At 62.2% G+C, this 21,331-nt stretch carries 16 protein-coding genes; 10 read left to right on the top strand and 6 right to left on the bottom strand.

All coding sequences use genetic code 11. From position 1 onward, the window contains the following. Positions 1 to 114: 114 nt before the first annotated feature. Both QP324_RS10535 and QP324_RS10540 read right to left on the bottom strand, forming a co-directional pair. On the bottom strand, positions 115 to 1,479 hold the full coding sequence (locus QP324_RS10535) for a CitMHS family transporter (protein WP_284816008.1): 1,365 nt from the start codon (positions 1,477 to 1,479) through the stop codon (positions 115 to 117). Positions 1,480 to 1,936: 457 nt separating this feature from the next. Continuing rightward, on the bottom strand, positions 1,937 to 3,385 hold the full coding sequence (locus tag QP324_RS10540) for a hypothetical protein (protein WP_284816009.1): 1,449 nt from the start codon (positions 3,383 to 3,385) through the stop codon (positions 1,937 to 1,939). 86 nt (positions 3,386 to 3,471) lie between these two features. Here QP324_RS10540 and QP324_RS10545 point away from each other — a divergent pair, with 86 nt between their 5' ends. Next, entirely contained in the window at positions 3,472 to 4,068 is a 597-nt protein-coding gene (locus QP324_RS10545) for a hypothetical protein (protein WP_269953767.1), read from the top strand. A gap of 94 nt (positions 4,069 to 4,162) precedes the next feature. On the opposite strand, the gene QP324_RS10550 is transcribed toward QP324_RS10545, so the two are convergent. Next, on the bottom strand, positions 4,163 to 5,713 hold the full coding sequence (locus tag QP324_RS10550) for a catalase (RefSeq protein ID WP_049378043.1): 1,551 nt from the start codon (positions 5,711 to 5,713) through the stop codon (positions 4,163 to 4,165). An 82-nt stretch (positions 5,714 to 5,795) separates the two neighbouring features. Between QP324_RS10550 and QP324_RS10555 the strand changes: the two genes are divergently transcribed. Next, positions 5,796 to 6,362: an RNA polymerase sigma factor gene (locus QP324_RS10555; RefSeq protein WP_284816010.1), complete on the top strand. Its 567-nt coding sequence runs from the start codon at positions 5,796 to 5,798 to the stop codon at positions 6,360 to 6,362. 284 nt (positions 6,363 to 6,646) lie between these two features. Then, positions 6,647 to 8,047, top strand: coding sequence for a hypothetical protein (locus QP324_RS10560; RefSeq protein WP_284816011.1), 1,401 nt, complete (start codon positions 6,647 to 6,649; stop codon positions 8,045 to 8,047). Between the two features lie 110 nt (positions 8,048 to 8,157). On the opposite strand, the gene QP324_RS10565 is transcribed toward QP324_RS10560, so the two are convergent. Next, positions 8,158 to 9,189: an aspartate-semialdehyde dehydrogenase gene (locus tag QP324_RS10565; RefSeq protein ID WP_284816012.1), complete on the bottom strand. Its 1,032-nt coding sequence runs from the start codon at positions 9,187 to 9,189 to the stop codon at positions 8,158 to 8,160. Positions 9,190 to 9,223: 34 nt separating this feature from the next. Then, the gene (locus QP324_RS10570) at positions 9,224 to 10,489 is read right to left on the bottom strand and encodes an aspartate kinase (protein ID WP_179387282.1); all 1,266 of its coding nucleotides are present in this window, start codon (positions 10,487 to 10,489) and stop codon (positions 9,224 to 9,226) included. A gap of 230 nt (positions 10,490 to 10,719) precedes the next feature. Here QP324_RS10570 and QP324_RS10575 point away from each other — a divergent pair, with 230 nt between their 5' ends. Further along, positions 10,720 to 11,598, top strand: coding sequence for a DMT family transporter (locus QP324_RS10575; RefSeq protein WP_239278454.1), 879 nt, complete (start codon positions 10,720 to 10,722; stop codon positions 11,596 to 11,598). Here the strand turns inward: QP324_RS10575 and QP324_RS10580 are convergent. Beyond that, on the bottom strand, positions 11,595 to 12,722 hold the full coding sequence (locus tag QP324_RS10580) for a mannosyltransferase family protein (protein ID WP_284816013.1): 1,128 nt from the start codon (positions 12,720 to 12,722) through the stop codon (positions 11,595 to 11,597). The two genes, QP324_RS10575 and QP324_RS10580, sit on opposite strands and share 4 nt — an antisense overlap. Before the next feature lie 217 nt (positions 12,723 to 12,939). Here QP324_RS10580 and leuA point away from each other — a divergent pair, with 217 nt between their 5' ends. The 6 genes from leuA to QP324_RS10610 all read left to right on the top strand — a co-directional run bounded on the left by leuA (position 12,940) and on the right by QP324_RS10610 (position 21,322). After that, positions 12,940 to 14,757, top strand: a complete 1,818-nt coding sequence (leuA, locus tag QP324_RS10585; protein WP_284816014.1) for a 2-isopropylmalate synthase — start codon at positions 12,940 to 12,942, stop codon at positions 14,755 to 14,757. A 57-nt stretch (positions 14,758 to 14,814) separates the two neighbouring features. Beyond that, positions 14,815 to 15,591, top strand: a complete 777-nt coding sequence (locus QP324_RS10590; RefSeq protein WP_284816015.1) for a hypothetical protein — start codon at positions 14,815 to 14,817, stop codon at positions 15,589 to 15,591. A gap of 111 nt (positions 15,592 to 15,702) precedes the next feature. Next, positions 15,703 to 17,751: a hypothetical protein gene (locus QP324_RS10595; protein ID WP_284816016.1), complete on the top strand. Its 2,049-nt coding sequence runs from the start codon at positions 15,703 to 15,705 to the stop codon at positions 17,749 to 17,751. A 198-nt stretch (positions 17,752 to 17,949) separates the two neighbouring features. Further along, a complete protein-coding gene (locus tag QP324_RS10600; RefSeq protein WP_336620592.1) occupies positions 17,950 to 19,251 on the top strand; it encodes a DNA polymerase III subunit epsilon in 1,302 nt (433 codons plus the stop codon). 27 nt (positions 19,252 to 19,278) lie between these two features. Beyond that, complete coding sequence (locus tag QP324_RS10605) at positions 19,279 to 20,556, top strand: MurT ligase domain-containing protein (RefSeq protein ID WP_284791649.1); 1,278 nt, start codon at positions 19,279 to 19,281, stop codon at positions 20,554 to 20,556. Further along, complete coding sequence (locus QP324_RS10610) at positions 20,549 to 21,322, top strand: type 1 glutamine amidotransferase (protein ID WP_284811018.1); 774 nt, start codon at positions 20,549 to 20,551, stop codon at positions 21,320 to 21,322. The genes QP324_RS10605 and QP324_RS10610 overlap by 8 nt, the downstream gene beginning before the upstream one ends. Positions 21,323 to 21,331 lie beyond the last annotated feature (9 nt).

Raw genomic sequence — 21,331 nt, forward strand, 5'->3', positions numbered from 1 at the left:
ATGTGGGCACGGACCATTTTGGTAGGGCTGTTTAGGCAGGTCAGGCCACACTCCGGTTAAACTCCTGTTATCCCGACCAATAGCCCGCAGCTTTGCTGCGGGCCTTTTTCGTTGTTACGCCAGCATTCCCGTAAATAGCGCCACGGCAACCAAGATGGCGGAGAAAATCCACGCAATTGGGAAAGCCAGCTTGAGGTATTTACCCATCTGACCTTCCGCAAGCCCCAGCGCCAACCACAATGCAGGAGAGAAGGGCGAAACAAAGGTGCCCACCACGTTGCCGATAATGAGCGCGCAGGCCGCACCCATGCCGCTGACCCCAAAGCTTTCAACAGTTCCTTGAACAATAGGAAGCACTGAGAAGTAATAAGCATCCGTCGAGGTCAACAAATCTAGCGGCACACCGAAGAAGCCCACGATCACATGGAGGTGCGGTGCGACGCTCTCTGGCAGAACGTTCACTAGTGTCAGGGCGATTTCCTCAAGCATTTTGGTTTCATTGAGGACACCCAAGAACATCGCGGCTGCAAGGATAACGCCTGCCATGGCCAAGGCATTGGGCGCGTGCCGTCGCAGGGCCTCACCCTGCTCCATGGGACCGCTGAAGTTGATAGCCAGAGTGATGGTCGTGGCAATGAGAAAGGCTGGGGCGGGCGGGACTACGCCCGAGAGCAAGGCCACCAAAACGGCAAGTGCAACGACGATATTGACCACGGTTACCCAGCGCCCTGTGCGGATGTGGTAGCCCAATTTATGTTGTTCACGCACCTGTGCAGCAGCGAATTCATCGGCCAATGCGTTAACGTCCACTGCAGTACCACCCGCTAGTTCTCCGCTTTCGCGCAGGCCCGCTATGCGTCGCTGTTCCCACCACCCCAAAAGCGCAGCCAAGAGGAATACCAGCACAATCGCCACGCCTTGAATAGGCAGGAGTTGCACCCAGATGGCATTGGGCTCCTGATCGACCACAGCACCGGCGCGGCCCAGCGGGCCGCCCCAAGGAACCATGTTCATGACCGAGGCAGCCATCGCCACAATGGTAATGAGCACGTAGCGCGACATGTTCAGCGCACGGTAGAGCGGCAAGAGGGCCGGGATGGTGATGAGGAAGGTAGTAGAACCCGATCCATCAAGGTGCGCTACTACACCAATCGCCGCAGTGCCCAGCGTTACGGCCATGATCCTTCCCCGGGTGGCCTTGATGAGCGCGCGAATGACTGGGGTAAACAGGCCGACGTCTTGCAAAATGCCGAAGAAGATAATGGCGAAGATAAACATCACCACGACGTTGATGACGGAATTTAAGCCCTCGCTGAAAAAGTCAGATATTTCACCTAGACCAAATCCACATATTAAGGCGCCAACTACGGGTACCAGCGTCATGGGGATGATGGGATTTACTCGGCCGCGGATCAAAATTCCCACCGTCACGAAAATGATGATGAGGCCCATGGCCGTGAGCCCGAGCGGGGTCTGCATAGTGCTCCTTCAAAAGTCGACAACTCACCATGTTCTACGCTACGAATACAAGCGAGTGTGACTCAGATTAAACCCCCGGCTATCGACAACGCCACTACCACCCCCAAAGTCCACACCGATTTAAATTGAATTACCTATAGATAGTCGTCACCACGAAGCAATTCGCACTGCTTGAAAAAGTCCCCACTCTAGCAAAAGCATTCCAGGAATTACACGGATTTTTCCGCAAAAATTGCAGCTAGACCCCCACATATGGGAAACGACGCGGTGCCCCTACAGCGCCGCGTCGTCCCTATTCCCTATCACTCACAACGGATTGGAGAAACCGTTCGCCTACCCCCTAAGTAGGCTTTGTGAGCAAGACCAACTGTAGCACTCGCGCAATGCAAACGGTAGCGCGAATCAAAGTTCCCAGCTTCCACCAATATTTTTTATTCTTAGGTGTGTTTTTTCAGACTTAATGAACCGTAGGTTTGGTTTTTCCTGTGGATGGAGCCCACCACTTTGCACTCAGCCCAATGAGAGTGATGGCGAGCAATACCGCAACGCCGGTCCACAGGATGGCCGGCTCGCCTTCGTTGCCCGCCGTCGTGACGGCCGCGGTAGTCCAATTCAACGGCAAAAGATTAGAAACAATCTGCCAAACCTTAGAAACACCGGCAATTGCCGCGGATTTCCACAGCCAACCCACCAGCGCGGTCTGGCCGATGCCAAACAGCGCCGCGAGGATGCTGCCGGCAGTAATGCCGCATAGCCCGAGTAGGCCGCGGGTGATGGCCGCCATGGACAGCGCGCCTAGAAGGAGCGCCGCGCCGGCCCACACCGCCGCCACAGGGGTAAATCCGGTGGCGAGCACAAAGAGGAGGATTTCCCCGATGGCGACCGCGGCCAGCGTGCCGCCGAGGACTGTCAACCATGGGCGGAATCCCATCTGCCATGCCACACCGGCCGCGGTGCCTGCGAGCAAGACCAGGGCGGAGACCAGCATCGCCACGATAGGGCTGAGCAGATGTGCTGGGCCGTCGGTCGCGGTATGCGCCGGCGGCAGGGCACGCTGAATTTCACCCACATTGGTCTGGTTTTGGGCCGCCATGGTGGAGAGCTTGCCGGCGCCGTCATCAAGCTTGTCCACGCCCTCCTGCGCCTCACCGACGCGCTTGTTCAGCTCCGCGATGCCCTCGTTAAGCTCCCGCGCACCGGAGACAGCCTGATTCACGCCATCGTGATAGGCATAGCCGTTGACCGCCAATTGATTGGATAGATCGCGCGATCCGTCCTTGAGCTTCTTGAGCTGATCGGTCACCGAATTATCTAGGCGGAAATTATTCACCTGCGAACGGAGATCGCCCAGCTGCGAGCGAATTTCCTTCGCTTCCTTGGACTTATTTCCTTCCAGGTCGCGCATCGTGCCGTCGATGGCCTGCAGAATCTGCCCCTGGACGACACCGAGGCCCACCACCTGGTCCACGGCACCGCCGACACCATTGGCCAGCTCCGTTGCACCGCCACCGAGCGTATTAGTTCCGGACTGCAGCTGATTGAGGCCGGCGACCAGTTCTTGGGAGCCCGTCGCCAGCTTGTCGACGCCCCCTCCAAGCTCATCCGCCCCCTTATTCAGCTCCCCTGTGCCGTCGGCAAGCTGCGTCGCTCCCGATTTAAGCATGCTCGCCTGTGCCTGCGCGCGGCTGGCCGCCTCGGCGGCTTCCTTCACCTCTGGCGAGGCGGAATTTTCCCGCGGCGCTCCAAACGGCTGCGCGGCGCTAGACCAGGTGTGGGCGGGTTCCCACTGCGCAAGGCCCGCCACCGCAGCCCCGATAATGAGCGGCAGGGCGAGCAGGAGGATCAAGAGGACGCTGCGCCACCGGGAGGGGGACGCAGCGTCTGGGGAGGCAAGGCGTGAGGTCATAGTACTGAACCTATCCTTGCAGGTCACTCCCCTGTTGCAGGCGCGCCGAGCACCCCCGCAATGGCCGTTCCTCTACGATATATGGCATGTCCCACAATTATTCCCTGGCCCCCTCCCGCTACCTCGCCGCTGCGGCCATCGCGCCACTGTGTTTCAGCCTTGTTGCCTGCTCCAACGACGCCGATACATCCGCAGAACCAGAGTTCTCCGACGCCACCGCCGCAAGCTCCTCGGCCACGGAGACCTCGTCGGAAGAAGTCACGAGCGATCCCGCGACCTCGGAAGCCGCAGACACCACCACCGAGACCGCGGAGGCCGAGCCGACCTCTGCGGCCGCAGCTCCCACCGAGAACACCGCGGAATCCGCCAACGAAGAGAGTGAAGCCCCAGCCGCCGCACCCGCCGATACCGGCCGCGGCGATTGCTCCCCAGAAGCGCTACAGCCCGCAGCTCCCTCCATGACCAATATCCGAGTCAATAACTGCGATGGCCAGTGGGCCCACTTTGGCAAAGACAGCACTGACTGGACTGCCTGGGCGCGCTACGAGGGCGGCCAGTGGGTAGCCATTGCGCCCATTGGCCAAGCCACCTCCGGCATGACCGCCCCGTGCTACGACGTGGATAGGTGGGCCGCCGAGGGCGCTCCTGCCTTTGTTACGGAAAAGATGCGCCGCTGCGACTAGCCGCACAGCAAGAAACCGCCCCCGTACCGCGCAGTAGTTATGCAATTCGGTACGGGGGCGGCGTCGTTAGCGTACAGGCCCTGCCGGGGAAGGGTTACTTCTTCTCGGCGTAGACCTCGCGCACGCGCTGGCCCAGTGCTGGGTGCACGTTGGTCCAGTATTCGTAGACGCGCTCCTCGGTCTCCTCGGATACACCGGCCATCGCGTTGGTGATATTGGTGACCAGGCGCTCCTTGGCGGCATCATCGTAGACATTCTCGTACAGGTCGCGAGCTTGGACAAAGTCGTCGTCCTCAGCGTGACGAACATACGGCGCACGCACCAAGTCGCTGCCGTAGGACTCCGGATTGATGTAGAGCTCCGCCGCGGTGGTGGTCTCGAGCTGGGAGCGGTCGTTTACGGCGGCGTCATCAAGCACGCCCGTACCCTTCTCATAGCGGTTGGGCGAGTAGACCGGATCCTCCGGAGCATTGAAGTGGTACTGCATGCTGCCCTCGTGCTGGTAGGTGTTGACCTCGTCCACGTTCTGTGGCTGGTTGACCGGCAGCTGCTGGTAATTCGGGCCAATGCGGTAACGCTGCTGGTCAGCGTAAGCAAAGACGCGAGCCTGCAGCATTTTATCCGGAGACAGGCCAACGCCGGGCACAATATTCGACGGGTCGAGCGCCACCTGCTCAATCTGCGCGAAGAAGTTGCGCGGGTTGCGGTTGAGCACAAAGTAGCCCACATCGTGCAGCGGATAGTCCTTCTTAGACCAGACCTTGGTCAGGTCGAAGGGGTTAAAGCGGTAATTCTCCGCCTCATCCAGCGGCATGATCTGCACCTTCACGTCCCAGATCGGGTAGTTGCCCTCCTCGATGGCATTGTAGAGATCCTCGCGGTGACAATCCGGGTTCTGGCCGGCGGTGGTGGTGGCTTCTTCATCGGTGAAGTTCTCTACACCCTGGCGGGTCTTGAAGTGGTACTTCACCCAGAAGGCCTCGCCCTGTTCATTAACCCACTGGAAGGTGTGGGAACCATAGCCATTCTGGTGGCGGGTGGACTTCGGGGTACCGCGATCGCCCATGAGGTAGGTGACCTGGTGGGCGGATTCTGGGTTGCGGGTCCAGAAATCCCACTGCATATCGGCATCGCGCAGGCCATTGGTACCCAGGCGCTTCTGGGAGTGGATGAAGTCTGGGAACTTCAGACCATCGCGGACAAAGAAGACCGGGGTGTTATTGCCCACGATGTCGAGATTGCCATCTTCGGTATAAAAGCGCAGAGCAAAGCCGTGCACATCGCGCCAAGTGTCCGGAGACCCCTGCTCGCCGGCGACGGTAGAAAAACGGCCCATCATCGGGGTAACGGTGCCCTTTTGGAAGACCTTAGCCTTGGTATATGCAGAAACGTCTTCAGTAATGTGCAGCTCACCAAAGGCACCGTGACCCTTAGCGTGCGGCGTCCGCTCCGGCACGCGCTCGCGGTTGAAGTGCGCGAGCTTTTCAATGAGGTGGATATCATTGAGCGCCACCGGGCCCTGCTGGCCAGCGGTTACCGAGGTGTTCTCGGACGGCACCGGCTGGCCCGAGGGGCGGGTGGTATTTCCCTTGCCAGCGGGGCGCTGGCCCTTATTCAGGATGTCATCAGCGGTGAAATCAGTCATTTATGCCTCCTGGCAATTCGGGGTCAGTTCACTCCAGTGTGGCAAAACTTTGCACGGTTGTCAGGGCTCGCAAAAGAGCGTAATGGGGGCTGGTAGATTCATTCAGGTGACTCACCACTCCGCAGCAGACGACGCCCGCGTCACCGACCTCGCCCTTCGGGCCGGTCGCGGCGACCGCGCGGCGCTGACGGAGTTTATCAAAGCCACCCAGGATGATGTGTGGCGCTTGCTGGCGCACCTGGGCGGACCCGAGGGTGCTGACGATCTCACCCAGGAGACCTATCTGCGTGTCATCAGCGCCCTGCCGCGTTTCGCCGCCCGTTCCTCCGCGCGCACGTGGCTGCTCTCTCTGGCCCGGCGCGTGTGGGTGGATAATATTCGCCACGATATGGCCCGGCCGCGAAAGTCTGCCACGGAGTACGAGGATGCGATGGGCGCGGCGCCGGAAGAATCCGCGGCGTGGAGCGAGTGGATCGACGCGCGTACGCTTATCGACGCCCTCCCGGCCGACCGCCGCGAAGCCCTCATCCTCACCCAGGTACTGGGCTATACCTATGAGGAGGCGGCCAAGATTGCCGGCGTGCGCGTCGGCACCATCCGCTCCCGCGTTGCGCGCGCCCGCAAGGATCTCATCGCGGGGATAGGGTAATACCCCCAAATAGCCCCCTGCGATTGCGGAGTTAATTTCACTCCCAAATTGTTACGCTCTAGTTACCTTGCTTCCTACGGGCCCCAGATTTTGGCACTTAGCTGCACTTTACGCGCAATGAGTGGGGTGAACGCGGCCACAATGAGGGCGATTCTTGCGCGAAATATCTGTCCAATGTGTGGTTTATTAGTTCTGTACACACGTGATAAATCGACCGTCGATCCGGGCCCGCGCGATACCAATGCCGGGCCCGGCGCGTGTGAGTAAGAGAGTTTCTCCCTTTCATGTTAAAACGCGCAATCGGAATTTCCATGGCGTTTATCGGCGTCGTCGTGGGCGCAGGCTTCGCCTCCGGCCAGGAGGCCATGCAGTACTTCGTGGCCTTTGGTAACTGGGGCCTGTGGGGTATCGCCCTGGCCGCTGGTTTGATGATGATCACCGGCATCTCCATCCTGCAGCTCGGCTCCTACTTCCAAGCCGAGGAGCACACCGCTGTCTACGACAAGGTCGCATCGCCATTTACCGCCAAGATTTTGGACTGGTCCACCCTGGTGACCTTGTTCGCCATCGGCTTCGTCATGTTCGCCGGCGGTGGTGCGAATATCAATCAGCAGTTCCCGTCCGTCCCAGTATGGGTGGGCGCCACCGCCATGCTGATTTTGGTGCTGCTCGTCGGCCTGATGGATGTCGACCGCGTAACCGCAGTCATCGGTACCATCACCCCATTCATCATCATCTTCGTGGTGCTTGCCACCGGCTATACCATCTTGAATGCAGACGTTGATTTCTCTGCCATGAATGACTGGGCGGTCAACAATGTTGATACCTCGCTGCCTAATTGGTGGCTAGCCGCACTGAACTACACCGGCCTGAACGTGATGACGGCAGTATCCATGTCCATCGTTATTGGCGGTAACTTCCTGGATAACCGCGCCGTGGGCATCGGTGGCCTCATTGGCGGCCTGCTCTACCTGATCCTGTTGGCCCTGCTGGTATTCGCCCTCTTCTTCGAGGCAGAGACCGTCAACGGCCAGGACATGCCGGTACTGAGCCTGATTACCAGCATCCACCCAGTCTTGGGCGTGGTGATGACCTTTGTCATTTACGGCATGGTCTTTAATACCGCCATCGGCATGTTCTACGCGCTGGGCAAGCGCTTGACCCGCAATAACCCCAAGCGCTTCTACCCGGTTTATGCCGGTGCCTGCATCATCGGCTTCATCCTGTCCTTCGTGGGCTTCCAGGCCTTGGTCAGCAACGTCTACCCGATCTTGGGCTACCTCGGACTCCTGATGATCGCGGTGATGGTCTTCAACCGCATCAAGAACGGCAGCAAGCTCGCGGACGAGTCCGACCGCCGCATGCGCGCCCACGAGCTGGTGTCCCGCCGCCTGGACCCGCGCAAGCGCTTTACCAAGAAGAACGAGCGCGAGCTGCGCAAGCTGGCTGCAGCGTCCAATATGGAAACCACCGAGTTTGTCACCAATATCGCAGAAGAGATCCACGAGGAGCTCGAAAATGATGATGATATTGAGTATGACCGCGAAGATCCGGAGCCGTCCGTGACCTACGTGCAGCACACCAAGCCGGAAGTTCCGTCGTCCACTAGCGACCTCGACTTTGGCAAGAAGGGCACTGGTGCCGACTCCGGCACTGGCACCGCCAAGCCGGTTTCTGAGGACTAACCCCCTCGCCCACGGCTGATAAGCCAAAAGCTCGGCGCCCTCCTTCCCTTGCTATGGGGAAAGGAGGGCGCCGAGCTTTGTAGTGCAACGGGTGGCGAAGCGGCGCTGCTCTAGACGAGCAGCTCTGCAATCTGGATGGTGTTGAGAGCGGCACCCTTGCGCAGGTTATCGCCGGCGACAACGAGCACGAGGCCCTTGTTATCGTCCACCGTCTGGTCCTGGCGGATGCGGCCGACCAAGGACTCGTCGATGCCGGTGGCGGCGAGCGGAGTGGGGACGTCGGCAAGCGTAACGCCCGGAGCGCCACCCAAAAGCTCGGTGGCCTGCTCTGGGGTGATGGGCTTATCGAACTCGGCGTGAATGGTCAGGGTGTGGCCGGTAAAGACCGGGATGCGCACGCAGGTCCCCGCTACCTTGAGCTCCGGAATGTCTAGGATCTTGCGGGATTCATTGCGCAGCTTTTGTTCCTCGTCGGTCTCCAGGGAGCCATCATCAACGAGGTTTCCGGCCATCGGCAGAGCGTTATAGGCGATAGGTGCCACATACGGGCCAAAGTCTTCGTCATTAAGCGCGGAGCCGTCGTGGACCAAGCCCACATTGTGCTCACCGACGGAATAGACCTGCGCGGCCAGCGCCTGCACGCCGGCCAGACCGGAACCAGACACCGCCTGGTAGGAGGACACGTGGAGCTTATTCAGGCCAGCGGCATCGTGGAGGACCTTCAGCACTGGCATGGCAGCCATGGTGGTGCAGTTCGGGTTAGCAATGATGCCCTTCGGGGTGTTCTTGACTGCCTCGGGGTTGACCTCGGAAACGATGAGGGGAACCTCTGGGTCCTTGCGGTAGGCCGAAGAATTATCCACCACGGTCGCGCCGGCTGCGGCGAATACCGGGGCCCACTGCTGAGAGGTGGAGCCACCGGCGGAGAACAAGGCAATATCGACATCGGCAACGGATTGCTCGGTGACCTCAGCAAGGTCTTCTACGGTAATCTGCTCGCCGCGAAATTCCAGCTCGGTGCCCGCGGAGCGAGACGAGGCAAAAAAGCGCACCTTATCCGCCGGGAAATTGCGTTCTTCCAAGATGGAGCGCATAACGCGGCCAACCTGGCCGGTAGCGCCTACGACTGCAACAGTGGTCATGACTTAAAAATCCTCTGTAGTTGCTGTTGGGTATTTAACGTCCGGTTCCAGCATAAACCGTGGCTTCTTCTTCGCCACCAAGCTGGAACTTATCGTGCAGCGCACGAGCTGCCTTATCCAGGTCGGCCTCGCGGGTGAGCACGGAGATGCGGATTTCGGAGGTGGAGATGAGCTCCATATTGACGTCGACGTCGCGCAGGGCCTCGGTGAACTCGGCGGTCACGCCTGGGTGGGACTTCATGCCGGCGCCGACGAGGGAGACCTTGCCCACTTGGTCGTCGTAAAGCACATTGGCCCAGCCGCCCTCGGACTTCAGCTTGGTCAACAGCTCCATGGCGCGTGGACCGTCAGCACGCGGGCAGGTGAAGGTGATATCGGTGGTGCCATCCTCCAGGGAGGAGACGTTTTGCAAGACCATGTCAATATTGATCTCTGCATCGGCAATGACACGGAAAACCTTCGCTGCCTCCCCGGGGCGGTCCGGGATTCCAAGGACGGTGACCTTTGCCTCGGACTTATCGGTTGCTACACCAGTTAGTACTGCTTCTTCCACAGGGATATCCTCCATTGATCCGGTCACTAGGGTGCCGGGGTCATTTGAATAAGACGAGCGAACTCGCAAGGGTACATTGAACGCGCGGGCATATTCCACGCTGCGCAGAACCAAAATCTTGGAACCTACCGCGGCCATCTCCAGCATCTCCTCGAAGGAGAGCTTCTCTAGCTTCTGCGCGTCTGGGACGATGCGCGGGTCTGCGGTATACACGCCATCGACATCGGAATAGATCTCGCACACATCCGCATTCAGCGCGGCTGCTAGCGCCACCGCGGTGGTATCGGAACCGCCGCGGCCCAGCGTGGTGACATCGCGCGATTCCTTATTGACTCCCTGGAAGCCGGCGACGATGCAGATCTTGCCCTCATCGAGAGCTTCGGTCAGGCGGCCTGGGGTAACGTCCACGATGCGGGCATTGCCGTGGCGCTCGGTGGTGAGCACGCCGGCCTGGGAACCGGTAAAGGACTGGGCATGGGCACCCAAGGATTCCACGGCCATGGCCACCAGCGCATTGGAGATGCGCTCGCCCGCGGTCAGCAGCATGTCCATTTCGCGCCGTGGTGGCACGGGGTTGACCTGGGCGGCAAGGTCGAGCAGCTCATCGGTGGTATCGCCCATGGCGGAGCACACCACGACGACGTCATTACCCTGCTTCTTGGTGGCCACGATGCGCTCCGCAACGGCGCGAATGCGGTCTGCGGATTCGAGGGATGAACCGCCATATTTTTGCACGATCAGGGCCACGGTAAGGATGCCGCCTTTCGTCTTTCAAGGCACCCCTGGCGCGCGCGTCCGCACACCGCCAGAAATACCTGTCGGTCATTAGTCAAATACCCATGCTACCCCGCAGGGGCCTAGTCCTCATCATAATTCCTAGACAATGCTTGCTTTTTATTCACACACCCCGAGCGTAAAGCGCGCCATGCGCCGGCCGTCCCCCCATAGAGAAAAACGCGCGCCATGCAGCGCAGAATATGCATATAACAGGAATCTTTACTACCGTTGAGCGGGTGTTAAGCAACCTCCTCGCCATCTTTTTCGCGCTCGCATCCGCGCTGACGGTTGCTTGGGGCACGGTCGTCCGCCACCGCATTGCCCTCGACGCCGATGATTCGGTCATGCGTGCCGCCATGTCTAACCCCTTGTGGTGGGTGGGCACCGCGGCCGCGATTGGCGCCTACGGCCTGCAGGTTATCGCGCTCGGCTTCGGCACCTTGCTGGTCGTCCAGCCCATCTTGGTGCTGTCCTTGATGTTTACCCTGCCGCTCTCGGCATGGTACTCCGGCCGTAAGATGCCCTTCCACGAGGTTTTCTGGTCCATTGCGCTGACCATTGCGGTGGGCATCATGGTCATCTACGGCCGGCCGGTTGCCGGCAATCCCCGCCCAGAATGGAGCGATTGGTGGCCGGCGCTCCTCATAGGGTTGGCCACCCTCGCAATCCTCGGCGCGGCGGCCGCAAAGCTACCGGATCAGCGCCCCTTGGCATTGGGCACGGCCTGCGGCGTTATTTATGGCTTCGTCGCCCTGCTTTCTAAGGCCGTGGTGGATATTTTCACTCATGAAGGCCTCACCACCCTATTGGCGAGCTGGCAGTTCTACGGCCTCATCGGCCTCGCGCTCACCGGCACGGTGGTACAGCAATATTCCTTCAACGCCGGCCCCCTGGCCCATTCCCTGCCGGCCATGACCATCTTTGAGCCCATCGTGGCCTTCGGCTTGGGATACATGGTCCTGGGAGAGAAATTCCTCATCGATACGGCCGTCGGTTGGGCAATTATGCTCATCGCCCTAACCGTCATGGTGCTGTCCACCATCGTGCTCTCCCGCAGCCCGGTGAGCCAGCGCGGTTAGATGGCCCACTCAAATACGCCGAGCATATAGGCCGAAAACCACGCGCCAAACAGGGCCCAGGCAATAACCGCCACGCTTGCCGACGCCCCCTTTTTCACCCACGGCAACAACACGATCACCGCCGGCAGGAGCAGCCGGGGCCGCGAGTGCATGATGCCATCAGAAAGCAGCACATTGGCCATAAGGACGGCGGAAAATAGCCAGGCCGCCAACGGCAGGCGACGCCATGCCAGCACCAGGCATACCGGGGCAGCGATCATTACGCCGGCACTGAGCAGGTAGCCGCCATTGGTGGCCCCAGTCAGCGTCTCCCACAGCCACATAGCCGTGGCTTTGCCGCCATCAAAGCCGGAATTCCAATGTTCTTTCTGGATACCAAAATAACCGCCGACATCTTTCAAGTGGCTGCTCGACCACCACAAATAACCCACCAGCGGCACGACGGAAAACGCCACCGCGGCCCAGGCTCGCCAGTCCTTTCGGGCCCGCAGCAGCACCATAAGCCCAAAGACCGCAACAAGGTCCACCGCGGTAAGGCGCACGAGCCCGGCCACAAAGATATACGCCGCGGCGGCCCACCAGCGCTCGCCCACCAGCGCCACTACCGCCCAGATAGCCAGTGCCCCGAAAAGCGCCTCGGTATACGGCATAGAAAACACGATGGACATCGGCGCGCTGGTTACCACTACGGCGCTGAGCACTTGGGCCCACTTTCCCATGCCCATCTGCGCGGCCAAGGCCATCACCCCAGCGGCCAGCGCGATGCTAAAGAGCACGTTGAGCGCGATGGCAGTGCCAGCCTCACCGGTTCCCAAGATGCCGCTTACCGCACGCACCAGGAAGGGAAAACCCGGAAAGAAGGCCATGGTTGTCTCATGGACCGGCCCATCCGTAGAGATATCCGCACCGAAGTACCCGCCGCGGGCGATTTCTACGTAGTGCTTGGCGTCCCACTTATTGAGCAGTCCCCAGAGCTTATCGTCCTGCACGGCGGCCACCGCCGCGAGCACGCCCACGCGCACCGCAGCTCCGATGAGCGCAACGAGCGCGGCAGGCGCCCACAAGGAGCGCAGTAAGGACGACGAGTTGGATGCGGAATGGAGGGCCGTAGACACGAAAGGCATAGTACCGCACCGCCGCCGCGTCTCATTGAATGAAATCTCTTGCCACATAGTGAGAGAGCCTGTAGTGTGACCGATATGACACAGCGGATTGACCTACTCCTTATCTGCCGCGGCGGGATTTCGGCCTAAGCACTGGCCAGCGCCCCGTCGCGGAGTCCGGCTACCCAAGCCCAGCTGGCCGTCTCCCCACAGACACCACAGACAAGGAAACCGCACCATGTCCCCCACCGACTCTTTTATCAGCGCCCCTCGCGATATCACCACCCCCAACGGCCCACGCCGCGAGGGACAGCCCGCGTGGAATAAGCAGCGCGGCTCCGCCATGCCCCACGAGCGCTACCAGCCCTTCGCCGTCGAAGTGGAAGACATCGATCTGCCGGACCGCACGTGGCCCAGCAAGAAAATCACCCACGCCCCACAGTGGTGCGCAGTGGATCTGCGCGATGGCAACCAAGCGCTCATTGATCCCATGAGCCCAGAGCGCAAGCACCGCATGTTCGACCTTCTGGTCAAAATGGGCTACAAGGAAATCGAGGTCGGCTTCCCGTCCGCTTCCCAAACGGATTTCAACTTCGTCCGCGAAATCATCGAGGGCAATAAGATTCCCGATGACGTCACCATCCAAGTGCTAGTCCAAGCCCGCGAGCACCTGATCCGCCGCACCTTTGAGGCCTGCGAGGGCGCCAAGAACGTTATCGTGCACTTCTATAACTCCACCTCGAAGCTGCAGCGCCGTGTGGTCTTCCGCAAGGACAAGCCCGCCATTAAGAAGCTGGCTACTGACGCCGCCGCACTCATCAAGTCCATCGCCGCGGACTACCCCGACACCACGTGGCGCTGGGAATACTCCCCCGAGTCCTTTACCGGCACCGAGCTGGACTTCGCCCGCGAGGTCTGCGATGAGGTAGTAGAAATCATGGATCCCTCCCCGGATAACCCGATGATCATCAACCTGCCGTCCACCGTGGAGATGATCTCGCCCAATGTCTACGCCGATTCCATCGAGTGGATGCACCGCAACCTGGCCCGCCGCGAAGACATCTTGCTCTCGCTGCACCCGCACAATGACCGCGGCGAGGGAATTGCCGCCGCCGAGCTGGGCTTTATGGCCGGCGCGGACCGCATCGAGGGCTGCCTATTTGGCAACGGCGAGCGCACCGGCAACGTCGATCTCATCACCCTGGGCCTGAACATGCTCACCCAAGGCGTGGACCCACAGATTGACTTCTCCGATCTGCCGCAGATCCGCGAGACCGTTGAATACTGCAACCAGCTGCGCGTGCCGGAGCGCCACCCCTATGGCGGCGAGTTAGTCTTTACCGCCTTTTCCGGTTCCCACCAAGACGCCATCAACAAGGGCCTCGATGCGCTGGCGGCCACCATCCGCCCCGGCGCGAACAATACCGAGGTCTCGTGGGAAGAACTGCGCGAGGCCATCTGGGAGGTTCCCTACCTGCCCATCGATCCAAAGGACGTGGGCCGCGACTACCAGGCGGTCATCCGCGTCAACTCCCAGTCCGGCAAGGGCGGCGTTGCCTACATCATGAAGACCGACCACGGCATCAATATGCCGCGCGCCATGCAAGCGGAATTTTCCACCGTGGTGCAGGAAATCACTGACTCCGAGGGCGGCGAGGTCAATTCCAAGAACATGTGGGACATCTTTGCCACCGAGTTCTTGGACCGCGAGACTCCACTGGCCCTAGCGTCCTTCCATATGGACAATGCCCCAACGGACGAGGAGGACGCTGCCGTGACCGCCACCGTGACCTTCCGCGGGGAAAAGTCCACTGTCTCCGGCACCGGCAACGGCCCCATCGCGGCGTATGCCAACGCGCTGGAATCCCTGGGCATCGACTTCGAGGTCATGGAATACTCCCAGCAGTCCCGCTCCGCTGGCGACGATGCCGAGGCCGCCTGTTATATCGCAGCCGACGTTAACCAGAACAAGGTGTGGGGCGCCGGCATCGCCGGATCCACCACGCGGGCTTCCATTAACGCAATTAACTCCGCCGTCAATCGCGCCCTGGCCTAAGCCCGGCCGCCGGTGCTGCACACCAGTGCCGCGCCCTGGCGTGGTAGAAGGGTGGGTATGCCTTCTTCTACCTACCTCATTCCGCACCGCGGCTTGGGCGCCGTGCAGGCCCTGCCCGTCTATGGTGCGCAAACGAAGGAAAACCAGGAGTTCACCGTCACCTTGGCGCCCCGCCAGGACGGTGGCCTGGAGGTGCGCACCGACTCCCCCATCGGGCATATCACCAGCGCAGACCGCGCCGAATACCCCGAGATAGATCTGCTTTTTCGCGCTGGGCTCACTCCTGCAGCTACGGCCGCGCCGCAGCCCGATGGCTCCCTGTCCCTGCTGTTGCCCCGGCCGGGGCTCTGCCTGCCGGCCAATAACCCGCCGGCCGGTGCGTGGACGATGCTGGGCTATGCCCCGCCCATCAACATCACCGAGCTACCCGCGGATCTGGATATTCCCGCCCACGCGCGCATGCACGTATTGGTGACGCTTTCACCCAGCACCACCGGATCCGGCGCCGATGCTTATTTGGGCCCGCAGTGGGTGGGGCGGCTGGATGGGGTGGACGTCGCCAAGCAGGGCACAACCCTGGCCCATGCCTACCATGCGCCGCGCAGCGCCGGCCGGGTGCTCAGCATCTATGCGGGTGCGCCGCTGCCGGATTCAAAGGAAGCCTCGCTTGCCGACGCCACCCCTACCTCCCCCGCCGCCACCGAAACCTTCGAAACCACAAGCTTTCGCGCCGTCAACGTCGATGACTCCGCACCGCGCCGCCAGTGGTGGCCTGCCCTCATTGCCCTGCTGGTAATTGCAGCGCTTATCGCTGTGCTTGTTTTTATTCTGTAGAAACTTTTGGGGCAGGATAACGCCCCTTTCTCGCCGGGTTGGGAAATTGGAAATCGCCCCTAACGATGCTTAAAATGCGAAGTTAATACTGTTTCTCATGGAAAGGCCCCAATGACTTCGCTGGATTCCGCCACCTACGTGGTCCCTGACCACGGTTTTGGCGTAATCCATAACCTGCCCATTGCGGATGTGTCGCCGGAGACTTTCAGCGACTTGCTCGAGTCCACCGCCGCGGAGGACGGTTACCTTTCCGCGGAGCTCGGCCCCCGCACCGCCGAGGAAGGCTTCGCGATTCGGATCGGTGACTCTCTTGTGGGCCACCTCAGTGCCGCCGATTCCCAGGCCTATGCCCTCTTTGACTGGATTCTCAGCGCCGGCCTGCACCCACGCGCCACCGCCCATGTGAGCATGACGGATGCCTCTGGGGAAGACTGGCCCACACTGAACCTGCTCCTGCCGGCGCCGCACCTGTGCATTCCCGCCAATAACCCGCCGGCGCAGCGCTGGACCATGCTGCCCGGCGAGACCACCGCCACGCTGACGGAGTTTTCCAAGGACGTCATCGCCTTTCCGCACACCGACGAGCACTACCTCGTTTCTTTGCGCACCCGCGGTTTCCTGCGCCGCAATACCGTCGACGTCTATATCAATAGCACCTTCTTAGGCTCCCTTCCCCGGGAAGCCGCCCGCGAGATCGCCCCCGCCGTCCTCGACTGCACCAAGACCGGCCGCCTCGCCATTGCCCACGGTTACTTCCACTACAACGCCGATGACCGCCCCGCGCTCACCATTTATGCGCATAACGCCGCCAATAAGCACCACGCGGGCCTAATTTTGGGCGTCGTCGCCGGTGGCACCGCCATCATGTCCGCTGCTACCGCAGCTCGCGCTCAGGCTGCATCCGCTGTCCCCGGCGGCCCCGCTACCGGTGTCTCTACCGCCGGTACCTCCGCAGCCAGCGGTTTCAGCGTCACCTCTGCCGTCGGTGCTGCCGGCGCATCCGGTGCCGTGACCTCGAACCTGCTGGCCGCAGCCGGCGTCGCCGTGCTCGTTGGTGGCGGTGCCACCGTAGCCACCAACCTGCTGAGCGAGAACGAAGCCCTTTCAGACACCAACGCGCATTCCACCGCGCCCGCTCCGGAAGACAACCATTCCTCCCTCGATTCTTCCCACTTCGACGGCAATGGCCCCAAGCGCCCCGCGCACCCCGCCACGCCGCGCATCCACGATGCCGGCCCCACCAGCGGTACCTCAGCTCAGCCCCCGCTTGCCGACGCCCCCTCCACTTCGCAGACCACGAAGAAGCCCAGCGCGACGCACTCTCCTCACGCTGACCGCGCCCAAGCCCCTGCCGCCGACAACCGACGTGGCCACCACAGCGAACCCCGCGGCGGCCACCACGGCGAGGATTCCCAGGCAATTTCCCGCGCCGCCTCCGCCGCGGCCGCTGCCGCCATGGCCGCAGCCAATGACGTCGCCTCGGCCCCAGCCCCGGCACCGGCACCGGCACCGTCTCGGACCACGCCTGCCTCGACGCCATCCTCCAGCTCGGAACCCGCACCCGAGGTAGCAGCCAAGGGACCGACCGCAACCTCCTCGTCCTCCCAGTCTGCCGAGCCGTCCGATCTGCCGACCTCAAGCGCGTCTACCTCGGAAAAGACAACTTCCGAGGAAACGACGACTGAAACTACCACCGCAGCCTCGACGGAAAAGCAGACCGCAGAGCCTTCCAGCTCCGCCACCAGTTCTGCCACGAGCGAGCCAACGTCTGAGCCGACCCAGGCTGCAGACCCGTCTACGCCCACCTCAGCGCCTGAGTCTTCGGAACCAAAGCCCTCGGAGTCCGAGCCTAAGCCGGCGCCGGATACCACTATCACAGGTTCCAAGCTCGAACCAACGCCAGAGCCGGAGACCACTGCACCTACGACGACAATTCCTGGCCCTGAGCTCGAGCCCACCCCGGAGCCAGAACCAGAGATCACCGTAGAGCCCGAACCGGCACTGCCGACTACATACCGCAGCGCAACGGATGGACCGGAGGTGCCCCTGGTACCGCTCGAGCCGGAAGAACCGCAGCAGTCGGAGGAACCGGGGCGACCTGAGGAGCCCGAAGAGCCAACAACCCCGCCGAAGGTCATTGTCATCGTCGTGGAAAATTAAGCGGCGCGCCCTGTCCCCCTGCGCGAATTGCGGGATACTACACTGAGTTTAATGAACAACACACCTGGCCCCTCCCCGCAGCACACGCCGGCGTCGGCCCCAGCGCCGTCGCCCGCGACGGTGGCTTCGCGCCACGCGGCCAGGTCCACAGCGCCCAAACCGGGCACAGAACAGCGACGCGCCCGGCCGCGCCGCGCGGTGCGACCGTCCGGCGAACCGGACGCCGCAAAACCCAAGCCGATACCAAAGCCAAAGCCGCACCCATCTGCCCGCCACGAGCGACCTGCCGCGCCGAAAGCGGCTAACCAGAAGCCACAGCAGCCGCAGCAAGCCGACTCATCCACCGATGCGGCCGACTACCCCTACGTGGCGCTGACCCTGCAGACCACCGGCATCCATCCCACGACGGGGCGCATCGTTACTATCGACGCCATCGCATTCAACGACGCCGGCAACCACGGCCAGCTCTTCCACGCCGTCCTCAAACCCGATATCGATGCCGGACCGCGCCACCTCCACGGGCTGAGCACCACCGATATTGAGCAGGCTCCCGCCTTTGGCAAAATCCTTAAATCGCTGGACAAGCTAATCGACGGCCGCACGCTCATCGTCCACGATCTCCCCTATACCTGGGGCTTTCTCGTCGCCGAGGCCCGGCGCGCCATGATGGCCGCCGCCCGCCAAAACCGGGCGCGCAACCGCGGCCGCAACAAGGGCCGCCGGCGCCGCCAAAAGGTCGGACACGTCCCCACACCGGTTCGCATAATCGATACCTTGGCCACCTCCTATGCGCAGCAGGTGCGGTCGAATGATGTGCGGTTGGGGGGCGTCGCCAAGCAGAGCGGCCTGGACGCCACGCCGAAAGCTTCGGTGGAGCGCGCCGGCCGGCCCGAGCCAGAAACCTCCCGCGAGCAAACCGAGCTGCTTATCGCGCTCTACCGCAAGCAAGAAGGCGGCACTGTGCGCAGCTATGCGCCCGAGGACGTGCGCGCCGATCGCTTCGGGCTGCAACGCTCCCACGTGCGCGTCGACGCCGCCGAGGCCCCCGTCCAGCACCACAACCCCGGCAAATACGAGCCGGGCAAGGAGCTGCGCCGCGGCATGGAAATCGTCGTCGCACCGGAAATCCTCGAGGATCCGGACACCATCATCGCCGCGCTCATGCGCGAGGAGCTCAATTATTCGGAAAAGCTTACCCGCGAGTCCTCGCTGGTGGTCTGCAATGTCACCACGGAGCTGGTGGGAAAGCCCATGCACGCCCACCGCAAGGGCATTCCGCTGATGTCGGATGCCGCGTTTCTTGACGCCCTCACGCGCATCGAAGACGCCGAGCCCGAACCCGAATCCGCTAAGCCTGCGCCGCGGGCCCAACGCCCACCGCAGCACAACAAAAAGGGCGGCGGTAAGAACAACAAGCGGCGCCGGCGCCGTGGCGGCCGCGGTGGTCGCGGCAGGGGCCGACGAAATTCTGGCGGCTCGGCGGCGAAAAAGAACGACTAAGCCGCCCGCCCGACTACCCTAGGGGACATGAGTTTTAGAGTCCCGGGTGCGCTGAAAAAGTTGCGCACCACCACCGCCACAACCGCCGCGAAGCTGGCCACCACCGCTTCCCGCGCCACCGGCCGTGGCGCCGGCGGAATGATCGGTGGTCTAATCGCCAATGCCATTGACCCTTCCATCATGACCAACCTGGGCGGTGGGCGCCCAGCTGTGCTGGTTACCGGCACCAACGGCAAGTCCACCACCACCCGTATGTTGGCCGCCGCGGTTCGCGCCGAGCACACCGTAGCCACCAACGACGGCGGCGATAACATGGACGCCGGCATCATCTCCGCGCTCATGGCCGGTAAAGACGCCTCGCACCTGGTCCTCGAGGTGGACGAGCTCCACGTGCCCCACGTGGCCGATAGCCTCAACCCGCAGGTTCTGGTTCTGCTTAATCTCACCCGCGACCAGCTGGACCGCGTGGGCGAAATCAACAAGATTGAGCGCGCGCTGCGCGGCGCCGTGGAGGCTCACCCGGACATGCTCGTCATCGCCAACTGCGACGACGTGCTCATGACCTCCGTAGCCTATGACGCCAAGAATGTCATTTGGGTCTCGGCCGGAGCCGGCTGGCTCGGCGATTCCGTCACCTGCCCGCGTACCGGCGGGCACGTCGTGCGCACCGAGGATGACTGGTATGCCGTTAAGCCGCTTGCCGACGGCCGCGAATTCCGCCGGCCGCAGCCTACCTGGGGCGTCGATAAGCATGGCATTATCACCCCCACCGCCAAGCGCCCGCTGAACCTGGCGCTGCCCGGTCGCGCCAATCGTGGCAACGCCGCCCAGGCCATCGCCGCGGCCGTAGCCGGCTTCGGCGTGGACCTGGATAAGGCCATTGCGGCCGCCGAGGGCATCGATGACGTTGCCGGCCGCTACTCCACTATCCACTGGAAGGGCCGCGAGATTCGCCTGCTGCTGGCCAAGAACCCGGCCGGCTGGCAAGAAGCGCTGTCCATGGTGGACCGCAGCGCCGATGGTCTGGTCATCGCCACCAATGGCCAGGTGGCCGATGGCATCGACATGTCCTGGCTCTGGGACGTGAAATTCGAAGGCTTCAATGGCTTAAGCGTCAAGGCCGCCGGCGAGCGCGGCACCGACCTGGCCGTGCGCCTGGTTTACGCCGATATTTCCCACGAGCTCATCCCGGATCCGATGGATGCGCTCGCCGCCTGCCCGGAGGGCCGCATCGAGGTCCTCGCCAACTACACCGCCTTCCGCGATTTGAAGAAGGCGCTTTCCAAGGAGGCCACCAATGCTTAATATCGGCCTAGTGCTTCCCGACGTCCTCGGTACCTACGGCGACGACGGCAACGCCCTCGTCCTGCGCCAGCGCGCCCGCATGCGCGGCTTCAAGGCGGAGATTCACCCCATCCGCTTGGGCGAGCCCGTGCCCGAGACGCTGGATATCTACACCCTCGGCGGCGGCGAAGATACCGCGCAGATCCTGGCCGCAGACCACCTGATTTCTGATGGCGGCCTTACCCGCGCCGCTAACGCCGGCCGCCCCGTCTTTGCCATTTGCGCCGGCCTGCAAGTCCTCGGCGAATCCTTCCGCGCCTCCGGCCGCATTATCGACGGCGTCGGGCTGCTCGACGCCACCACGGCCGGCATGCAGGACCGCGCCATCGGCGAGGTGGCCTCCGAGCCCACCCGCGCCGGAGTCACCGCGGACCTCACCGAACCGCTGACCGGCTTTGAAAACCACCTAGGTGCCACCATCCTCGGCCCCTCTGCGCAGCCGCTCGGCACGCTCACCCGCGGCAATGGCAATGCCGACCAGGCCGCCACCGCCGATCTCAGTGACGGCTCCGCCCAGCGCACCTACGAAGGCGCCGTCCAAGGCAGCGTCATCGCTACCTATATGCACGGCCCGGCGCTGGCCCGAAACCCGCAGCTGGCCGATCTCCTCCTCTCCCAAGCGATGGGCGTGGCCCTCGCGGATCTGGAGCCGCTTGAGATTCCGGCCGTCGACCGCCTGCGCGTCGAACGTTTCAACGCCTCTGAGCCCCCGCGCTCCCAAAGATAGGCCAAAACC

This window comes from Corynebacterium sp. UMB0012 (assembly GCF_030216265.1).
Classification (GTDB): domain Bacteria; phylum Actinomycetota; class Actinomycetes; order Mycobacteriales; family Mycobacteriaceae; genus Corynebacterium.